Source organism: Ensifer sp. (assembly GCF_031989085.1).
Classification (GTDB): Bacteria; Pseudomonadota; Alphaproteobacteria; order Rhizobiales; family Rhizobiaceae; genus Ensifer.
Map to the genome: position 1 here is coordinate 746,395 of NZ_DALZXU010000002.1, position 19,417 is coordinate 765,811.

The window sequence follows — 19,417 nt, forward strand, 5'->3', positions numbered from 1 at the left end:
CCCGCCCTATTGTGCCGCGATCACTTCGACTTCGAGCAACCAGCTCGTATCGAAGATACCGGCGATGACCACCGACATGGCCGGTGCCAGCGCGCCGAGATATTCCGCACGGGCCGCACGATTGGCCATGGTATGGCTGCGATCCGCGAGAAAGACCGTGACCTTGACGATATCGGCCTTGCTCATGCCGGCCGCCATCAGCTGGGCGTCGATGTTGCGCCAGACCTGGCGCGCCTGCGCCTCGAAACCGTCAGGCAACTTGTCTTCGGCATCAAGCGGCACCTGGCCACTGACAAAAACCAGCCGCTCGAAATTCTCGAGCCTGACGGCCTGTGAATAGCCGCCGCGGGGCTGGGGTGCATTGCCGGCATTGACGTTCTCGCGCTTCATCGCGATCTCCTACATTCTGAACAGGCCGAAACGCGTCTCTTCGATCGGCGCGTTGAGCGCTGCCGAAAGTGAAAGCGCCAGCACGTCGCGGCTCTTGCGCGGGTCGACGACACCGTCGTCCCAGAGCCGGGCCGAGGCATAGAGCGGGTGGCTCTGGCGTTCGAACAGGTCGAGCACCGGCTGGCGAAACTTCGCCTCCTCTTCCTCGTTCCAGGGCGTGCCCGCGCGCTTCAGTGCCTCGCCGCGAACCGTCGACAGCACGCCGGCCGCCTGTTCGCCGCCCATCACCGAAATCCGGCTGTTCGGCCAGGTCCACAGGAACCGCGGCGAGAAGGCGCGCCCGCACATGCCGTAATTGCCGGCGCCGAACGAGCCGCCGACGAGCATGGTGATCTTCGGCACCTGCGCCGTCGCCACCGCCGTCACCAGCTTGGCGCCGTGCTTGGCGATGCCTTCGGTCTCGTATTTGCGGCCGACCATGAAGCCGGTGATGTTCTGCAGGAAGACGAGCGGGATGCGGCGCTGGGTGCACAGCTCGACGAAATGCGCGCCCTTCAGTGCTGATTCGGAAAACAGCACGCCGTTGTTGGCGATGATGCCGACGGGAACGCCATGCACATGGGCGAAGCCGCAGACGAGCGTCGTCCCGTAGCGCGCCTTGAACTCGTCGAAGCGGGAGCCGTCGACCATCCGGGCGATGACTTCGCGGATATCGTAGGGCGTTCGCAGGTCCGCCGGCACGATGCCGGCGATCTCCTGCGGATCATAAAGCGGTGGCTCGGGGCTTTGCAGTTCCACCGACATCGGCTTGCGGCGGTTGAGGGCCGCGACCGACCGGCGGGCAAGCGCCAGCGCATTGGCATCGTCGCGCGCCATATGATCGGCAACGCCGGACAGGCGCGTATGCACGTCGGCGCCGCCAAGATCCTCGGCCGAAACCACTTCGCCGGTTGCTGCCCTGACCAGCGGCGGCCCGGCGAGGAAGATCGTGCCCTGGCCCTCGACGATGATCGTTTCGTCGGACATCGCCGGCACGTAGGCGCCGCCTGCCGTGCATGACCCCATGACCACGGCGATCTGCGGAATGCCGGCCGCCGACATGTTGGCCTGGTTGTAGAAGATGCGGCCGAAATGGTCGCGATCGGGAAAGACCTCGTCCTGGTTCGGCAGGTTGGCACCACCGGAATCGACCAGATAAATGCAGGGCAGCTGATTTTCGGCGGCGATCTCCTGCGCGCGCAGGTGTTTCTTGACCGTCATCGGGTAGTAGGTCCCGCCTTTGACGGTCGGGTCGTTGCAGACAATCATACACTCGCGGCCGGAAACGCGGCCGATGCCGGTGATCAGGCCGGCCGCCGGCGCGTCGCCGTTATACATGCCGTGCGCGGCGGTCGAGCCGATCTCGAGGAACGGCGTTGCAGGATCGATCAGCGTCGCCACCCGGTCGCGCGGCAGAAGCTTTCCGCGACCCACATGGCGCTCGCGCGCCGTTTCGCCGCCACCGCCAGCTGCAAGCTTGACGGCATCCTCCACGGTCGTGATCGCTTCGGCCATCGCCACCTGATTGGCCTTGAACGCTTCGGACGATGTCGAGATGTGGGATTTCAGAACGGTCATGGCGTCCTCATTCGATCGAGGCTGATTGCGGCTTTGGCAGTGCTGTCGGACGCTATCTGGTCTCGGTGAACAGTTCGCGGCCGATCAGCATACGGCGGATTTCGCTGGTGCCGGCACCGATCTCATAGAGCTTTGCGTCGCGCAGCAGCCGGCCGGCCGGGTAGTCGTTCGTATAGCCATTGCCGCCGAGCGCTTGAATGGCTTCGAGCGCCAGCGCCGTCGCCTTCTCGGCCGCATAGAGGATGCATCCGGCCGCATCCTTGCGCGTGGTCTCACCACGATCGCAGGCGGCCGCCACGGCATAGACATAGGCCCGCGCCGCATTTGCCGTCACGTACATGTCGGCAAGCTTGCCCTGCATCAGCTGGAATTCCCCGATCGCCTGACCGAACTGCTTGCGCTCGTGCAGATAGGGGACGACGACATCCAGACAGGCGGCCATGATGCCGAGCGGTCCGGCGGACAGGACGACGCGTTCATAGTCGAGGCCGGACATCAGCACCCGCACGCCACCGCCCTCGCTGCCGAGAATGTTTTCCGCCGGCACTTCGCAATCGCGGAAGATCAGCTCGCAGGTGTTGGAGCCGCGCATGCCGAGCTTGTCGAGCTTCTGGCCGGTCGAGAACCCGGCAAAGCCCTTTTCGACCAGGAATGCGGTAATCCCGCGCGGGCCAGCGCCGGGATCGGTCTTGGCGTAGACGACCAGCACATCCGCATCCGGGCCGTTGGTGATCCACATCTTGCCGCCGTTGAGGACGTAAGCGTCACCGCGCTTTTCGGCGCGCAGCGACATCGAAACGACATCGGAGCCGGCGCCCGGCTCGGACATGGCGAGCGCGCCGACATGTTCGCCCGAGATCAGCTTGGGCAGGTAGCGTGCCTTCTGCGCCTCGCTGCCGTTGCGGCTGATCTGGTTGACGCAGAGATTGGAGTGCGCGCCGTAGCTCAAACCCACCGATGCGGACGCCCGGCTGATTTCTTCCATGGCGACGCAATGGGCGAGATAGCCCATTCCAGCCCCGCCATAGGCTTCGTCCGCGGTGATGCCGAGCAGACCGAGATCGCCCATCTCGCGCCAGAGCGGCGTCGGGAACGCGTTGCTGCGGTCGGTCTCGTCCGCCAGCGGTGCTATGCGCTCGGTCGCGAAACGCCGCACGCTGTCGCGCAACGCTTCAATGTCCTCGCCGAGCGCGAAGCTCAATCCGCCTTGAAACATCTCTCGTCTCCTCCCCTCGACCCCGTCGGCGATCTCCTCACCACCAACCGGCTCGTCTGCGCTCCATCCTCTACGCGCAAGGCGGCGATTGCAATGATATCAATGCCGCGATGTCGAGCGACGATAGCACCGCGCCTTGCTAATTTCCTTCCAAAGAGGAAATGCGCAAAGCACGATCTGCAAAGTTTGGAAGCGGTTGGCGATGCATCCACTGCGCGCAGCGCTCTTTGCAGCTCAGCCGCAAGGCGGCCGCCACATCACGACGGATTGGCGCTTGCCGCGTTTATTTGTTCGGCCAGATTTCCTGCGCCTTGCTGACGTCGGCAAGCGCGCGCTGCGCGTCGCGATTGCCGGTGGCGGCAACCGCTTCGAAAATGCGCCGCGCCTCGGCGTAGCGCTTGAGATTGAGGTAGGCGTAGCCGCGCAACACCATCAGGTCCGTCCGCTGGGTCGAGATCTGCCCGAGCTGATCGAGGAAGATCAACGTTTCACGGTAGCGTTTGGCGTCGAAGGCGGCGATCGCGCGATCGGCAAGGATCGCGCTCTGCAACTCCTCGACGCGGCCTCGGCTTTGCTTGGACCTCGTGGCGGCAACGGCGGCCTTGTTGGTCAGGCCGGCTCTGAGATAGGCGAGGCTCTGCCCGTAAGCCGCATCCTCGCGCATCTGCGATGCCGGTGCCTGCAGCGCAACCTCGAAGGCTTCGGCCGCTTCCAGCGGCCGGTTCAGATCCATCAGGCACCAACCTCTGTTCAGTGCCGCCTGCGGCGATAGCTGTGCCGGGTTGATGCTCGTCCGGCATCCCGTCGCGCTTCGCACTGTCCTTTGCGGTTGGCGCGCCACGGCGACCGGCTGCTCTGTCACATAGCGGGTGGTGGTTTGCGGAGCAGGTTGCCGGGTGACCACCACGGGCTCCGTTCGCTGCACCGCCGTTGCCGGCACAGGCTCCCGCACCGGCGGCTGTTGCTGCCGGGCGATGGCGTCGCGCCGCTCCTCTTCGGTCTCGCCGAGGCGGGCGATGCGCTCGGAGCGCCCCGCCCATTGTCGCTGGATTTCAACCACGCCCGCGGTATCACCGAGCTGGTTGAGGCTGAGGGCCAGTCCATAGGCAGAGGGTTCGTCGTCGGGCTTCCAGCGAAGCGCGGTTGTAAACCACTGTGCGGCCGTCGCCGGTTGTTCCATCGCACGCGCATACCAGCCGAACTGCTGGGCGGTGGCGGGATCGCGTCCCTTGGTGGTTTCCTGGGCTATCCGGGCCAAGACCTCTTCGCTGAGCGCCACCGGCGGCTCGATCGCCAGCAGGTTTGCGGTGGCGGCGAAATAGGTTGCCTTGGCATCCTGCGATGCGTCGCGCCAGGGATAGAGCACCTTTTCCGCATCCTCGTGGGCCTTGCGCGCGATCAGGGTCAGCGCCAGTCCCTGCGATGCGGAAGCCGAATCCTCCTTGTCGTGGGCGCGGCGGAACCATTGTTCGGCGGCCGCCATGTTGTCCCGGCGAAGCTGATACCAGCCCAGAAGCAAGGCGTCGCTCGCCAGTCCCTCGGTTTCGACCAGCCGCTCCAGCCGCTGGATGTATTTGGCATCGACCGCGAGCTTGCCGTCGCCGTCGCCTTCGGCAACGAAACGCCGCGCCAGGTCGTCGCGCAGGCTTTCGAACTCGGCAACGCCGCCTGGAGCCGTCCGCTCGAACGCCAGCAGTTCCTGCGCCATATCGTAAGGCAGGCCGGAAACGGCCTTTTGTACCGTCGCCAGTCTTTCCGGGGCGCTTTCGCAATTCTTCAAGACGTAGAGATAGGCATCACGCGCGCGATCGGGCCGATCCGTCTGTACGAATGCATCCGCCACCCGCCACAGCACGTCGACCTCCGAGCAGGTGAGCAGGCTCGGCGTACCGGCGGCCACCTCGATGACGGTCTCGTACTGCTTGAGATCGGAAGCGTTGACCAGCCTCGCCCGGGCTTCGGCGACATTCAGCCGCTCAAGCAGATCTGCAGGTGGTTTCCAGCCCGTTTCCGCGGTCTGGCGCTCTGCGATCGCCTTTCGCACCTCTGCGTAGCGTCCCTCCGAATAGAGCTGCCACATCGTTTCGAGCTGGACATCCTTGTTGCGCGGGACGGCAAGTGGGTCCTTCGGCGGGGTCCAATCGGGATAAAGTGCCCTCAGCCGCGAGATCTCTGCCTGCAACCGGGCCGTATCGCCCTTGCTGGCGAAGTACCTGAGCGCCGATTCGTCGACAACAGGTGCGGCCGCCTGCGGGCGCGTCGTCCCTGCGGCCGGCTGCTGGGTGTTCTGCGCGACCTGCTGATACTCGGGAACGGTGCTCCTCGCCCCCTTGTCGACAAGGCCGAACGACGCCTCTTGAACACCCTCGCTTGCCCCGGAAGCCCCGGAGGCAGTCCCCAAATTTCTGCGCAGAAGTCCGTCGTCGGCAAAACCGGCAATCCCGACCGCCGTGAACATGATGCCGGCGATGACAACGGTTGAGGACTTCATAGACACTCCGGACGCTTCTCCTTCGCATAAGACAACCCGAGAAGGTGCAGTGTCGAAGGATAATATTGCGTCGGGCTGAACACCTTGACGCGTTCGGGCAACGGAACCCGCTCGATGACACAGGCCAGAATATGGTTAACAAATTGATAACCGGGGTCGTTCAGCGTGGCTCGAACGCTCCCCGTCGCCACGTCGCTGAGGAGCAGATCGCCGTCTTCCCCGAGCATGCCCTCACGCAAACGCGACAACAGCGCGGTGTCGTCGCTACCGGCGCGAACGAGGTAGAGTGGGATGCGCAAAGCGTTGTAGCCGAACTCGACCGGAAACCCCTGGGCCGGTTTGAGGCGGGTCCTGGCGCTGACCCAATCGGCCGGCATCTTGCGCGGCCCGAACTGCAACGCATCGAGCATGGCCTGCCCCCCATCCTGAAGCGCTTTCCACTTCGGTGAAGGTGCCACACGGTTGAGGACGGGGAAAGCCTCGAAAACCCAATAGGAGGGGTTAACGACAGGGCCATCATCGCGATCACCGGCAGAAAAGCCGGCGACGCCCGGCAAAAGCAGCGTGCGCCCGCCATATTCGGCCACGGTCTCGTCCAGAATGGATTTCGCTATCTTCGCAGCCGCGGCGAGATAGTCCTTGCGCTTCCAGCGCTCGCCGGCCAGCGTCAAGGCATATGCGATCAGGATGTCGCCATCGGTCGCATTGTTGATGTCGATCACATGCGGCTTTTCGCTCGGGCTCCACTTCCAGGCTGCGAGCCCGTCGTTACGCAGCAGCAGTTCGCGCCGGGTAAAGGACCAGATCAACTCGAAATCGGCCGAACTGTCGGCAAGCACCGCCAGCAGCAGGCCATAGCCCTGCCCCTCGCTGTGGCTGATACCGCCATTGCCGTCATCGACGATGCGCCCGCCCGGGTCGAGAAATTTTGCCTTGTAGCTCTGCCAGTCCTCCGCACTGACGGTCCCGCTCCGTCCCTCAGCCTTTGCATGTCCTTGCGGAAGCGCAACGACAAGACCAAGGGCGAGGAGCAAAACCGAGCGCCATGTCATTGGCGCCGCCCCAATCGGCTGAGCATCGACGCCGTTGCCAGACCGAGAAGAACCGACAGGGTCACCAGTAGCACGGCATAAAACAGGATGTTGCTCGACAGCCAGTTGGCGACAATCAGTCGATAGTTGCCGATCGATGCGGGCCTTGTCTCGACGAAGTTGAAATTGGTGATCGGCACGACCTTGACGGATCCGGTTGCCGGCTCATAAGTCGAGATATGACCGGCGATCTGCTGCCATTGGTTGATATCGGCAAGGGCCGCGACGCCATCGTTCAGCAGCCTGGCATTCGGCGCGGCGACTAGCGTCCATGTGGCGTCATCCGTCGGATTTGCCCCTTGAGCCACGAGCAATGATGCCGTTTCCGGCGGCGCAAACACGCCCTGTTCCTCGGGCAGAATGCGCAGCGAGCTCAGCGAGATGTCAAACTCCTGTTTCACCCAGTCCTGAAGCGCCGTCATCTGCGTGCGCCAGGCGCCGCCGCTCAACCGCGTCTGCCATTCGTCGATCGCCTTTTGTGTGTCTGCGCCGCGCCCGACGGCCTGGGCACTGCCCCACGACATCTGGCGGCTGGGATCGATGCCGACCTGCGTGAGCACGGTCTTCGGCAGTTCAGGCAAGGTGCCGACGAACAACGCATTGCGCGCGCCGGCGGCAAGCGGCGAAGCGATCATCTCGACCGCGAGCGGGCGACCGCCGGCAACGGCCATGCGGGCGAGGAACGTGGCCGCGGCCGACAGGGTGTCTGTATCCGCCCGGTCGATGAACAGCGGTATCGTGCCGACGCTGTTGCGATAGGGTGCGGCGGCACCGGAAGTCGCCGCAAGATTGGGGCGGCGGCCAATCCGAGCAAAGTCGGGAATATGGAGTTCCGAGGTATCGAACATCGCAAAACGCGCATCGGTCGAGGCCGGCGCGCCGGGCGCGCAGACCTTGTCCTGCTCCGTCATCAACACGGCCTCAAGCTCGATCAGGTTCGGCCCAGGCTTGAAATGGCGCATCGTCACGTTGATCGGCAGATGGCGCAGAATGCCGCCGGTGGCCGAATCGAACGGGACCGTCGAGGCGATATTGCCATTGACGTAAATGTCGATCCGGCTACCGGGACGAACCGTTTCGGTGTAGGCGGCGTCGAGCAGGATCGTCGCCTCACCATAGGCATCGGCGTAAAAATCCGATGGCACAGCCACGGAGAATTTCGATCGAAAGCGGCGCCCGGTGAACTCGCGGGTCTCGATCCCCAGCTCCGAGAACCGCAGCCGCTTGTTGCCGGGGATCACGGGCGTTTCCGGCAAGAGCCAGCGCTCGGTATTGACGACATCGCGCGGGACGTCGCTCGGTCGGTCCATCGGCTCGGCGACGGCCTCGATCGCCGACTGCACCGCCGGCCAGTCCGGGCCGCTCAGTACCAGCACGGGCGCGTTTGTCTTGCCATCGCGAACAAAGGCCGCGACAGACCCTCCGGCAGCGCCATCCGGCAACGAGGGCAACAACGGCGACAGCTCGTCGACGGTGCCAGCGACCACGGTCAACTGCCCCGGCTTGCCCAACTCCGGCAGGCTTTCGCTGAAAACGATCCTTTGTGCCGGCATGTGGCCCCGCAGCGCCAGGCCCTGCGCCAACCGCATCAGGCCCGCCGCGCGGCTCGGCTGCTGCATCCCCGGAACAACGAGGTTGAACGTCGTATGCCCCTTGTCGTCGAGGCCGACGGCGCGGATGTCGTCGACGCTCGAAAGAACAGCGCTTTCGGCGTTCGCGAAGGTGATGACGGCCGTGTCGGGCACGATCTCGGTCCACAGCTCGTAGGTGGATTCGATCGTGCAATCGGTGCGGTGACGTTGCTGCACCCGGAACCGGATATCGTTGGAGCCGGCACGCAGCAACCCAGCCGGCAGCTCGTAGCTGCGCAACTCGGCCGTATCGGACGCCTTGATGGGCCCCTCTCCGACGAGCTCCCCGTTTACGAAGACCGAAAGGGCCGAGGCCTCCGGCGCGATCACGATCGCATTCTGATAGCCGAATTTCAGCGTGGCGCCCGACTGCGCCTGGGACGGCGTCAGATAGATCGACCACGTGCGCTCGTCGACCTCGCCCGTGAGCGACAGCGCGTCGAAGGGCACGATGTATCGGCTGAAGCCATCGCCCGCGCCGCCTGTCGCCGCGGCAGCTTCGCCATCAACCTTCGGCTCGGCGGCCGGCTGGTCGTCACCGGCACCGTCCGCTTGCGGCGGAAGTTCGATCGCGGGGTCGGCCGCCGGGCGTTCCCGCGACATATCGAACGGGTTCGACTGGGCGAAGGATTGTGTCGTTGCAGCGAGGAGCACTGCGAGACAAGCAGTGAGCGCCCGGTTCATCGCGACGTCTCCGACTGGGCGTCCGAGGGGCGCATGCTGCGGGCGAAATAGATCAGCCCCCGGCTCATCTGGTAGAAGGCGAGCCACAGGAACCAGGCCGTCCCCGCCAACAGTCCGGGATTTCCGCGCCGCCGCTTCTGGAATTCGCTCCACTGCTGGGAATTGGCAAAGATCAAGTCAGCCACCAGACTATGGTGACGCGCGACCTGTGGCAGATAGCGACAGCCGAGCGTAGTGATATCGCCGGCGATCTCCTTGTTCTTGATCGCAACGGGCAGGGTCTCCGACGTGCCGTCGCCGCTATAGGGCTCGAAGCGGATCAGCCCGTCCGTGTCGACCGGCAGCGTTGCGGCATCGACGCCATAGACCTGGACGCGCGCGCCATTGGCCGAAACATCCTCGATGGTGGCGGGGTACCATTGGTCGGCAACGCCGAATTCGCAGCGCCTGCTGACCTTGACGCGTCGCGAGGCCGCCTTTTCGCCGCGCTCCGAAACGACGCCGAGCGCGCAACCCGCCATGATCAGATTGAGGAGGTTCCACCCGCCCACAACCAGGGTGACGTCCGCCTTGTAGGGCTCGGTATAGACACGGTAGACGGTCATCAGAAGCGCGATGAAAAGCACTGCGAAGATGACGAAGAAGGGCCGGCTGATTTCCGACAGGCGGCTCTCCTGGATGGATTCATCCTTGGCGGTCACCTTGAAGGTCGGCCGGCTCGGGCGCATCAGCACGGAGATGACGGCCGGCAGCAGATGCACGGTCTGGGCGTATTCGTAGAGCTCGGAAATCCACGGCCAGCGGAAGGCGCCGTAGAGATAGTTCTGCATCATCAGGTTCACCATCATGTAGGCGAGCGTGTAGGCGAGGAACTCGCCGCCGGATGCGGTGAAGATCTCCAGATCGAAGAACAGGTAGAACAGCGGTGCGAACAGAAAGATCGTGCGCGACACCGGGAACAGCCAGAACAGCGTCGACGACATGTAGCAAAGCCGCTGCGGGATCGACAGGCCGCGCTTGAACAGCGGAAACCGGAACAGGAGGATCTGCATCATGCCCTGGGCCCAGCGGCTGCGCTGGCCGATGAAGCTGGCAAACGTCGCCGGCTGCAACCCGGCGATCAGCGGCCGGTCGACATAGATGCTGTTCCAGCCGCGCCCGTGCAGCGCCAGCGCCGTTTCGCAGTCCTCGGTGATGCTCATCCCGCTGAAGCCCTCGGTGTCTTCGAGTGCCTTGCGGCGCAGAACCGCAGCCGAGCCGCAAAAGAACGCAGCATTCCACTTGTCGAGGCCGCGCTGGATGATGCCGTAGAACATTTCGTTCTCGCTCGGCATCTTCTCGAACGTGCGCAGGTTGCGCTCGAGCGGATCGGGGTTGAGGAAGAAGTGCGGCGTCTGCACCAGGAAGAGCTTCGGATCGTTTTCGAAATAGCCGACCGTTTCCAGCAGGAAGTCACGGGCTGGAGCGTGGTCGGCGTCGAAGACGGCAATCAATTCGCCGTCCGAATGCAGCATCCCGTTGTTGAGGTTGCCAGCCTTGGCATGCTCGTTGCGCTCGCGGGTGAGGTAGCGCACGCCGAGATCCTCGCAGAGCGCCTGCAACTGGACATGACGGGCCGAGGCTCGCTGCGCCTCCACCAGGTTCATCGAATAGCGTTTCTGCTGGGTGCCGCCGTCGTCGAGCAGCCAGACCTGCAGCTTGTCGGCCGGATAATCCATGCCCTTGGCGGCAGCGAGCGTATTGGCCAGCAACTCCGCGTCTTCGTTGTAGGAGGGAACGAACACGTCGACCTTCGGAAAATTTCCGGGCGAAACGGCCTTGGCCTTTCGCGGCGGCAGCGGCATGGCCACGACGAACAAGCTCAACGACAGCATCATCACGCTGTACATTTCCGCGAGATAGAGCAGGAAGCCGGGGATGAAATTTTCAGGCTGGTTCAGCGGCGGCAGGGTGCTGGTCGTGCGCCAGTAGACATAGCGCAGCACGATCGCCGTGCCGAAGGCGAGCGCGATCAGGCGCCAGCGGCCTTCCGCCTTGATGATTTTGAGGATCGCCATGAAGGTGACGACCAGGACGCTCACGATCAGCTGGGTCTGAAGATTGACCGGCAAGGTGATGACGGCCATGACGCAAAGGGAGAAAAACGCCCAAGCGACTACCGGACCGATCTTGTTCATACACATTGCCTCCCAGCATTCGGCGTCATGCCACTGGTATCGCGTAACGCATTTTCATCGGGGTTTTTGCAAACCCGATACCAGCAACTACCAAATGATGGTTAGGAGCTGATTAAGGACAAACGCCTCCCGCCTGCGTATCGCAGGCCGGCGGAGGCACGATCACGCTCGGCGCGGCTTTTACCGTTCCACCGGGCTCCGGCAATCGGACGGCGTTCGACGTTGCCGGAACGGCCGCCGGTTGCTGACGCACCGGCTGTTCGACACGAACCGCGCGCCGGGCGGGTGCCGGTGCCGTCACGACGGTTGCCGGACGGATATCGGTGGGCGCGGGTTCCCGGCGGTAGATCGGGCTGCCAACCCGGCCGATACCCGCCTCCAGCGGCGGCGGTGCGCCGTAGGGGTTCCAGGCGGGGTCGCCGAACGAACCGACGATCGTGTAGTTGTAGACGGGCGCCAGAAGTTCGGTTTCGCTTGCACCGGTTGCGCAATAGCGCAAACGGATCTGGATGGTGCCATAGCCCTTGAGCGGCGAACGGTGATTTTCGGCGCCGCGGATCTGCTGCCAGGCGAAAATGCAGCCATCGCCGCCGTGACCACGGCCATAGGCATATCCGAACGGGCCGTAATTGTTCTGCAGGAAATCGGACGACTGGGCCAGCGCAACGCCGGGCAGCGCACGGCGGGCCTGGCGCATCATCTCCGAGCTTCTGACAGCGACGTAGCCGCTCGACTTCTGCTGGTCGAACCTTGGCTCCATCGGCCCGAAAAACTGGACCCGCAGGACGTTCTGGCCTGGCGTCGAAGCCGAGGTATAGAGGTAGATATCCTGTTCGATCGCGTTGGTCCGCCGGCGTTCGACCACGTTCAAAACGGCTGGGCCGCCCGGCGGCGGCAGGACCAATGCGGTCTCCGCCGGAACGATTTTCGCGTTGGTCGGCGTGCCGACATCGTCCTGCGTCGCGCAGCCGGAAACCAGCGCGACTGCGGCAAATACAAATGCCAGCGAGGCCATGCCTCTCAGACGAACGCCGCCCTTCGGGCATTCGTCCGATGTGCCGAATCGCTTGCTGAAAAATCGTCCTGCCATACCGGAGCATTAGTTGATTCAGGCAAATTCGCAAACCCGCGAACGATGGGGGATTGTTTTTTGAGGCTCGCCGGCTGGTGGGCGCGAGCGGTCCTGCGCCAGTCAGCTGAATGCCAAGCCGATAAGCGATAGGTCACCATGCGCATCACCGGCCAATCGACAACGATGGGCGACGCATTCGCCACTGTGCCCTGAAGTTGCAATTGGCGACAGTAATTCTCGCGGACAATTCCTGTGTTTCCCGCGAGATGGGCAAAAATGAGACAACACTCCTAAATGTAGCCCTTCATTAATCTTCCCTAAGATTTAAGGGTTGACCCCCCTAGGCGCAAACACCATCGTCGGCACATTGGGAGATCGGGGGACGAATTCATGATGGATTCCGTTTGATGGTGATCAGGCAATTGGGCTTCCGTCGACTGTACTTGGCGTTTCTTCCCGTCAAATCCTCCATCGTTCATGGCAGCTGCCTCGCTCTTCTGGCGTCCTGCACCACAGACATCGTAGACAACGTCAATCCGAATAGCGAAATCGCCCGCAGCGTCCAGCAGGAGTATCGGCGGTTCGTAACCTCCGCGGAGGGCGAACTGGGCAGCCACACCACCGACAAGGACGGCAAGGTCGTGCGCTCGACCGAAACGACGATGGCCGGCAATGCCCGGGTCCCGCCGATGGTGGAAGGTCTTGCGATCGGCAAGGTTTCTGCCGGCGCCTACTGGGAAAAGGCGATGTCCGCGCGGCAGTCGCCTCGCGCCAAGACCGTCAATGTCCAGATCGACGACCTTCTCAACCGGATGCTGGATAACTCCAACCAGCTGGCGGCGTCGTCTGATATTCCCTTGATCCGCGAGACCGTCGTGACGGAAGCCGAGGGTCGGTTCGACACCTATGCTTTCGCCGACGGCAACGTCAAGAACAGCCAGACACCACGCTCGAGCCTTCTGGAAACCGGAACGTCGTCGACAGCGCCAACGACACTCGACGAGGACGAAGCGTCCGTCGAGTTCGGCCTTGGCCAACCCCTCATCACCGGCGGCGAGCTCAGGCTCTCGCAGCGCCTCGGACGGCGCGACAGCAATTCTCAGTTCTTCGTTCCCAAGGACCAGGCCGACGCCAAATTGCGCCTGGAGTTGCGCCAGCCGCTGCTGAAGGGCGCCGGCGTCGATGTCAACTCGGCTCCGATGCGGCTTGCGCGCCTCGAGCGGGACCGCAGCGTTGCCGACTTCCAGCGCCAGATCGAGGACCAGTTCTCGGAAGTGGTCAGGTCCTACTGGACCCTTTACGCCGAACGCAGCCGCGTGCTGCAGCGACAAAGGCTTGTCGGCGAGCTGCGGAATGTTTCGGGCCGGATCTCGGCGCGCACGGGACTGGACACGCTCGCCGGCGAAGCCGAACAGGCAACCGCCGCGATCAAGCGGGCAGAGGCATCGATCATCCGCGCCCGAACCGGCGTCGACAACAGCGAGGCGCGCCTGTCGGCACTGCTCAGCGACAAGTCGCTGTTCGGCGACAACGTCGAGATCATCCCGTCGCAACGCCCGCTGAAGAAGTTCGTCGACGTGCCGCTCGAAGACGTGGCACTGCTGGCGATCCAAAACCGTCCGGAGCTGAAGGCAGTGGCGTTGCAATTGCGCAGCGCCGAGCTGCAGGAAAAGGTGGCAAAGAACAACCTGCTTCCGGGTCTCGATCTCTACGCGGGGCTCTCCAACAGTGGCCTTTCCGGCAACTATCATTATGGCGATGCCTGGGATGACCAGTTCGGCCAGACCGACGTGGACGTCGATGTCGGCGTCCGTTTGAAAGTCCCGCTTGGCAACACCAGCGAACGCGCCTTGCACGAACGTCGGCGGATAGAAAAGCGCCAGCTCACGTCGCAACTGCGCAATGTCAGCGACACGGTGCTCCTCGAAGCGCAGGTGGCGGTACGCGAGGTGCGCAGCGCCTATGAGGAGATGCGCGCCCGCGAGGCCGAGCTGACAGCCGTCAATACCGAGATCGGTGCGCTCCAGGCCCGGGCCGATGAGGGCCTTGAAAGCGGCAGCGCCTTTCTTGCAACCCTCATTTCGGGGCTTGAAGACCGGACCCAGGCCGAAGAGCGGCTGATGGAGTCGGCGGTGACCTATAACCTGGCCCTCTATGCACTCGAGCGCGCCGCCGGTACAATGCTGACCGTGCGCGGAATCGAGGCCAAGCGCGTTGCCTCGGGCGACCTCGACTATATCAAGGTCACCAAAAAGAACGGCAAGCAGCCCACTGACGGTGCGGCAAGCAAGGACATTCTGACCGACCCGCAGGCGATCCGCAGCAAGAGTTCAGCGTCCGGGAAAAGCAATGGCAACAAGGTGCCGCAACAATAGGCACGTCGCGCGACTGATCGGCGTGGCGTTGGCGACCGCACTGGCCGGTGCGGCGATGGCGGAAGACTGCAATCTGCAGCACGTCGAAGGGTTTACCGAGCCGGCGGCCACGGTCGAAGTGGCTGCGCGTGAACCCGGCATCGTGGCGACAATGCGCGCCGAAGTGGGGCAACGGGTGTCCGCCGGCGACGTGCTTGCCGAACTCGACAAGACGATCGCTCAGGGCGAGGTCGACAGCGCGCGCGTGCGGGCTCTCGCCAATGGCCGGATCGCGATCGCCGAGGCGCGGCGGGACCTTGCACGCCGCAAGATGACGGAAGTCGCCAAGCTCGAGAAATCAAGAGCGGTCCGTCCGCTCGAAATCATCGAGGCGCGCGCCGAACTGCAGGTCGCGGAAGCGGAGGTCGAGGCCGTTCTCGATGAGCGCCGTACCGCAGAACTGGCGCTTGCAAGCGCTGTCGCGCACCTCTCACTGCTCGATATCAAAGCGCCGTTTGACGGCGTGGTGAGCGCGATCCATCGAAAGCAATCGGAGCTTGCGGGCGCCGGCGGAGATGCGCGGCTCGTCACCCTGTTGAAACTGGAAACGCTGAACGCCGACTTCTTCGTACCCGTCGCCTGCTTCGGCGATATCAGCGCCGGCACGGCGCTCGACGTGAGGCTTGCGCGCGAAGGGCGCGTGCTCAAGGCGCAGGTCCGCGACGTCGGCTCCGAGATCGACGCGCCAACCGGCCTGCGGCGGATCGGCATCGAAATCGCCAACCCTGACTACAGGCTCCTGAGCGGCGAGCGCATCGTCATCAACCTGCCCATCCGAACGGCGCTGCGATGAAGCACGTCCCGCCGCAGGAGGAGATACCGGCGATGACCGGGCCGAACGCCACGGACGCGACTTCGGCGCATCGACGCCTGCAGGCCCTTGCGGCCGAACTTGCCGGCGGCAAGGGGACGCCCGAACACATCCAGTCCGGAATTCTGACCGCACTCGCCGAATTGCTGGATGCCGACGCCGTCGCATTCGTGACCGAGCGAGACGGCTCGCTTGCCGTGCGCGACCTCGCCCTCGACGCACGGCACCGCGCCGCCCACCTGGTGATCGGAAACGAGTTTCGGATGGCGGCCAGCGAGGTCTTGCGGACGTCCAGAGCGCGGACAGAACCTTCGCGCGCCGTGCCGGCGGCCATTCTCCTGGCAACCCCACTCGTCGACGGTCGAAGCGTCATCGCCGCAATCAAGGCTGGGTCGGAGAAAAACCTGTCATCCGTGAAAACGACGCTGGAACTGGCGGCGCTGGCCATGAACACGGCCAGGAGCCCGCGCGAAGCGCCGCTCGTCTCGACGTTGTCGCGCCTGATGGGGACACTCGAAGAGGCCACCAGCGGGCAAGCCGACGATCTCGCCACCCGGCTTGCCTCCGCCTTCGGCGCGCGGCTGGTCCTGTTGTCCGACAACGGCGGCGCCATCCTTGCCACGGCGCCAAAATCGACCATGCGTCCAGACACCCCGGCCCATGGCGCGGCCACGCAGCTGATTGCGCGCGCGACGGCCCTCGGGCGGCCGATTATCGAGCGCGCCGCGGCCAACGAAAACGACACGCTCGCCCACCAGCTGTCGGCGTCCACGGTGGTGGCGCTGCCCATGGGCGATGAACAGCGGCGGCGGCGGTCGGTCCTGATCCTCGTCGAGCCGGACCCCGTCTTTGCGGCACTCGATGCCGAAGGCTGGCGGGTCGTCCAAGCCCTCCTTGCGCCTTTTTCCGGCGCATCACCGCTCAGACGCGAAAGGACGAGCCGGCGCCCGAGCAAAAAGACAATGCTGACGGCCCTCGCACTCGCGGTCGTGGCGGCGGCCCTGTTCATTCCGGTTCCCGACCGCATCCGCGCCGAAGCCGAACTCGAACCGGAAAGCAGAAACTTCGTATCGGCGAGTTTCAGCGGTGTCCTCAGAGAGGCGAAGGTCAAGCCCGGCGACGTGGTCACTGCCGGCGATACGATTGCCACACTCGAAGGTGAAGCGCTGGCGCTTGCGCGCAACACGGCGGCCGCGAAGGCGGAAGAAGCGTTCCGGCGGCGCGATGCCGCCATTCGCGAGAAACGTGTCACCGAAGCGGAGCTGGCGAGAAACGAGGGCGAGGCGGCTGCGGCCGAGCGCGACCTTCTGGACTGGCAATTGGCCAGTCTGGAGCTCAAGGCACCGGTCGACGGCGTGGTGCTTGCAAGCCCGCTTGAACAATCGGCCGGCGCGCCGGTGCGCGAAGGCGATGTGATCGCAGAGATCGCCCCGCTAGCGCGTGTCCGCGTGCGCTTCGATGTTCCGGTCGAGAGCCTGGCGCGCATGGAGGGTGTTTCCAAGGCGGCGCTCTATATGGACGGCGCCGCCGCCAACGCCATCGGGATCGCGCAGTTCACCGCAGCGCCCGAAGCCGAAACGATCGGTGGGCGGACCGTGCTCCCGCTTCGCGCCGCCATCGACAACCCGGGCAATGCGCTGCGCCCCGGGCAGCGGGGCGTCGTCGTTCTCCCCACCGGCACGTCACGCCTCGGCGACATTCTCTTTCGCGATGCGTGGATCGCGCTCAGGCGGTGGTGGCGCTGATGAGTGGCGAACTCCCTCAGCTGCGGCCGGAGTTGCGCTTCGTCTATCGCGACGAAGGCGCTCGCTCGGCTGTGATCATCGAGGACCCGCTAGGCGGCACTTTCTGCGAGACAGATCACGAAACCGCCGCCTTCGCGCGGATGCTCACCGGCACGCGCACCGCCGAGGAAGCGCTTGCGAGCCTCAGGCTCGACCTGCCGGGCATTGCGATCACGCCCTCCGACGTTCCCTCGCTCGTCGACGAACTGCGCCGGCACGGACTGCTTGTTGGCTCCGACGCCGCCACACCGACGAAAACAGGGGCAAGGCGGATTGGCCTGATCTCCCAGCGCATCCGGCTCGGAGCCTGGGATCGCTTCTTTGCGACCTGCGCCATGCGGTTGCGCTGGCTCTACGGTCCGGTCGGCCTGATCGCCTGGTCGGCGCTGCTCATCGCCGGACTTGCCGAGCTGGTCGGGCACTGGTCGAGCTTCCGCCTTGAGCTCGGCACGCTTTTTAGCCCCGACATGGTCATCATGCTCTGGGTGGCGTGGGTGGTCAGCAAAGCGTGGCACGAGTTTCAGCATGGCGTCGTTGCCCGGCTCTACGGCGTCGAGGTTCGCGAAGTCGGCATCCTGTTCATCCTGTTCCTGCCGCTCGGCGCCTATGTCGACGTCACCGGCGCGTGGCGCGTAACGGGCCGGTGGCGACGGCTGCACATCACCGCCGCCGGCATCATGGGCGAACTTGCGCTTGGCGCGGCCGCGGTCCTGCTGTGGTCCGGCGCCGAGCATGGATTGTGGCGCGCGTTCCTGCAGTCGCTCATCGTCGCCACCACCGTCAGCACGCTGGTGTTCAATGCCAATCCGCTGATGCGATACGACGGTTATTATGCGCTGGTCGACCTGTTCGGCGTGTCCAACCTCTACCAGCGCGGCATGTCGGCAACGCGCGACAGGGCCATCTTCCTGTTATCCGGGCTACGGCCGCGGATCGCCGAAAGCCGGTGGATCGAGCTCTATGGCTGGCTTGCCATGGTCTGGCGCGTCGTCGCCGCCACCACCTTGACGATCGTCGCCACCCATCTCGCGTTCGGCTTCGGCCTCGTTCTGGGCGCCGTGGTCGTCTGGAGCATGGTGGTCGCTCCCCTCCTAGGCTTTGCGCGTTCGCTTTGGGGCGTGCAGCGGGGCAATCCGAGACCGCTGGCGTTGCGCATCGCCGCCACTGCCGCCGCGATCGTGTTTTTGTGGTTCCTGCCGCTTCCGACCTGGATCTCGGCGCCTGGCATCATCGCCTACCGCGACGCCCAGCAGATCCGAGCGACAAGTGCGGGGATGGTCACGGATATCGGCGTCAGCACGGGCGACATGGTTACGCCCGGAACGCCGCTCATCACCCTTGCCAATCCATCGCTCGACGCCGACCATCGCCGATTGATCGCCCGTCGCGACGGGACGCGCATTCTCCTCGCACGGGCACAGAGCCTGGCCGATCCGGCCGCGCAACAGGGCGCGCGACAAGCCCTGTCCGCGATGGAGGAGGAGATCGCCGACACGCAAACACGGCTTGCCGGGCTGAAGGTTACAGCACCGCGCGCCGGCATTCTGTTCGGCAAGGATATTGATGCACTGGCAGGTCGCTGGGTCGCACGGGGCGAACTGATCGGCGAAATCGGCGAGCCGTCTCAGCTCGAGGTCCGGGTCTGGTTGCGGCCAGCCGATGTCGAGATGTTGCATGCGAACGGATCCGATCTCAGCTTTCGCTCGATCGGCTTTGCCGCGCCTGCCGTTCCGATTTCCCTCACGCGGCTCGATCCCGTCGCCAGCAATGCGCTGCCGCCACCGGCGATCACCGCAGAAGGCGGCGGTCCGCTGGCGATCGACCTTCGGCAGAAGGACCACAAGCTCGCCGATGTTCGCTTCAGCTCGCGTTTCGCGCCCAAGACGAAGCCCGACGGCTGGCTTGCCGGCGTGCCCGGCACGCTCACATCAGGCGTCCGGTGGAAGACGGCCGGCAGTTCGATCCGTGAATGGTTGGAGAATGTTAACCTGGGACACCTGCCACAATGGGCAAAGCCCCGAACCTGAGCTAGCATGCGC

General features: G+C 64.5%; 12 protein-coding genes. 4 read left to right on the forward strand and 8 right to left on the reverse strand.

From position 1 onward, the window contains the following. Positions 1 to 6: 6 nt before the first annotated feature. The 8 genes from RTP54_RS16295 to bcsN all read right to left on the reverse strand — a co-directional run bounded on the left by RTP54_RS16295 (position 7) and on the right by bcsN (position 12,312). Positions 7 to 390 carry a RidA family protein gene (locus RTP54_RS16295; protein WP_312364139.1) on the reverse strand — a complete coding sequence of 128 codons (384 nt, stop codon included), beginning with the start codon at positions 388 to 390 and terminating at the stop codon, positions 7 to 9. Between the two features lie 9 nt (positions 391 to 399). Then, a complete protein-coding gene (locus RTP54_RS16300; RefSeq protein ID WP_312364141.1) occupies positions 400 to 2,007 on the reverse strand; it encodes a carboxyl transferase domain-containing protein in 1,608 nt (535 codons plus the stop codon). Positions 2,008 to 2,059: 52 nt separating this feature from the next. Beyond that, positions 2,060 to 3,223, reverse strand: a complete 1,164-nt coding sequence (locus tag RTP54_RS16305) for an isovaleryl-CoA dehydrogenase (protein ID WP_112807961.1) — start codon at positions 3,221 to 3,223, stop codon at positions 2,060 to 2,062. 283 nt (positions 3,224 to 3,506) lie between these two features. Further along, complete coding sequence (locus tag RTP54_RS16310; RefSeq protein WP_312364145.1) at positions 3,507 to 5,714, reverse strand: cellulose synthase; 2,208 nt, start codon at positions 5,712 to 5,714, stop codon at positions 3,507 to 3,509. Then, entirely contained in the window at positions 5,711 to 6,766 is a 1,056-nt protein-coding gene (locus tag RTP54_RS16315) for a glycosyl hydrolase family 8 (protein WP_112833035.1), read from the reverse strand. The genes RTP54_RS16310 and RTP54_RS16315 overlap by 4 nt, the downstream gene beginning before the upstream one ends. Further along, a complete protein-coding gene (locus RTP54_RS16320; RefSeq protein WP_312364147.1) occupies positions 6,763 to 9,120 on the reverse strand; it encodes a cellulose biosynthesis cyclic di-GMP-binding regulatory protein BcsB in 2,358 nt (785 codons plus the stop codon). Before RTP54_RS16320 ends, RTP54_RS16315 begins: the two co-directional genes overlap by 4 nt. Then, entirely contained in the window at positions 9,117 to 11,297 is a 2,181-nt protein-coding gene (bcsA, locus tag RTP54_RS16325; RefSeq protein ID WP_162703382.1) for a UDP-forming cellulose synthase catalytic subunit, read from the reverse strand. Before bcsA ends, RTP54_RS16320 begins: the two co-directional genes overlap by 4 nt. Before the next feature lie 112 nt (positions 11,298 to 11,409). Beyond that, positions 11,410 to 12,312: a cellulose biosynthesis protein BcsN gene (gene bcsN, locus RTP54_RS16330; protein ID WP_112817762.1), complete on the reverse strand. Its 903-nt coding sequence runs from the start codon at positions 12,310 to 12,312 to the stop codon at positions 11,410 to 11,412. A gap of 500 nt (positions 12,313 to 12,812) precedes the next feature. Between bcsN and RTP54_RS16335 the strand changes: the two genes are divergently transcribed. From RTP54_RS16335 to RTP54_RS16350, 4 genes are read left to right on the forward strand one after another with little or no spacing between them, the layout of a single operon-like run. Then, positions 12,813 to 14,744: a TolC family protein gene (locus RTP54_RS16335; RefSeq protein ID WP_312364152.1), complete on the forward strand. Its 1,932-nt coding sequence runs from the start codon at positions 12,813 to 12,815 to the stop codon at positions 14,742 to 14,744. Continuing rightward, complete coding sequence (locus tag RTP54_RS16340; RefSeq protein ID WP_312364154.1) at positions 14,719 to 15,576, forward strand: efflux RND transporter periplasmic adaptor subunit; 858 nt, start codon at positions 14,719 to 14,721, stop codon at positions 15,574 to 15,576. The genes RTP54_RS16335 and RTP54_RS16340 overlap by 26 nt, the downstream gene beginning before the upstream one ends. A 32-nt stretch (positions 15,577 to 15,608) precedes the next feature. After that, complete coding sequence (locus tag RTP54_RS16345) at positions 15,609 to 17,339, forward strand: efflux RND transporter periplasmic adaptor subunit (protein WP_312364155.1); 1,731 nt, start codon at positions 15,609 to 15,611, stop codon at positions 17,337 to 17,339. After that, positions 17,339 to 19,405: an efflux RND transporter periplasmic adaptor subunit gene (locus RTP54_RS16350; RefSeq protein ID WP_312364157.1), complete on the forward strand. Its 2,067-nt coding sequence runs from the start codon at positions 17,339 to 17,341 to the stop codon at positions 19,403 to 19,405. Before RTP54_RS16345 ends, RTP54_RS16350 begins: the two co-directional genes overlap by 1 nt. Positions 19,406 to 19,417 lie beyond the last annotated feature (12 nt).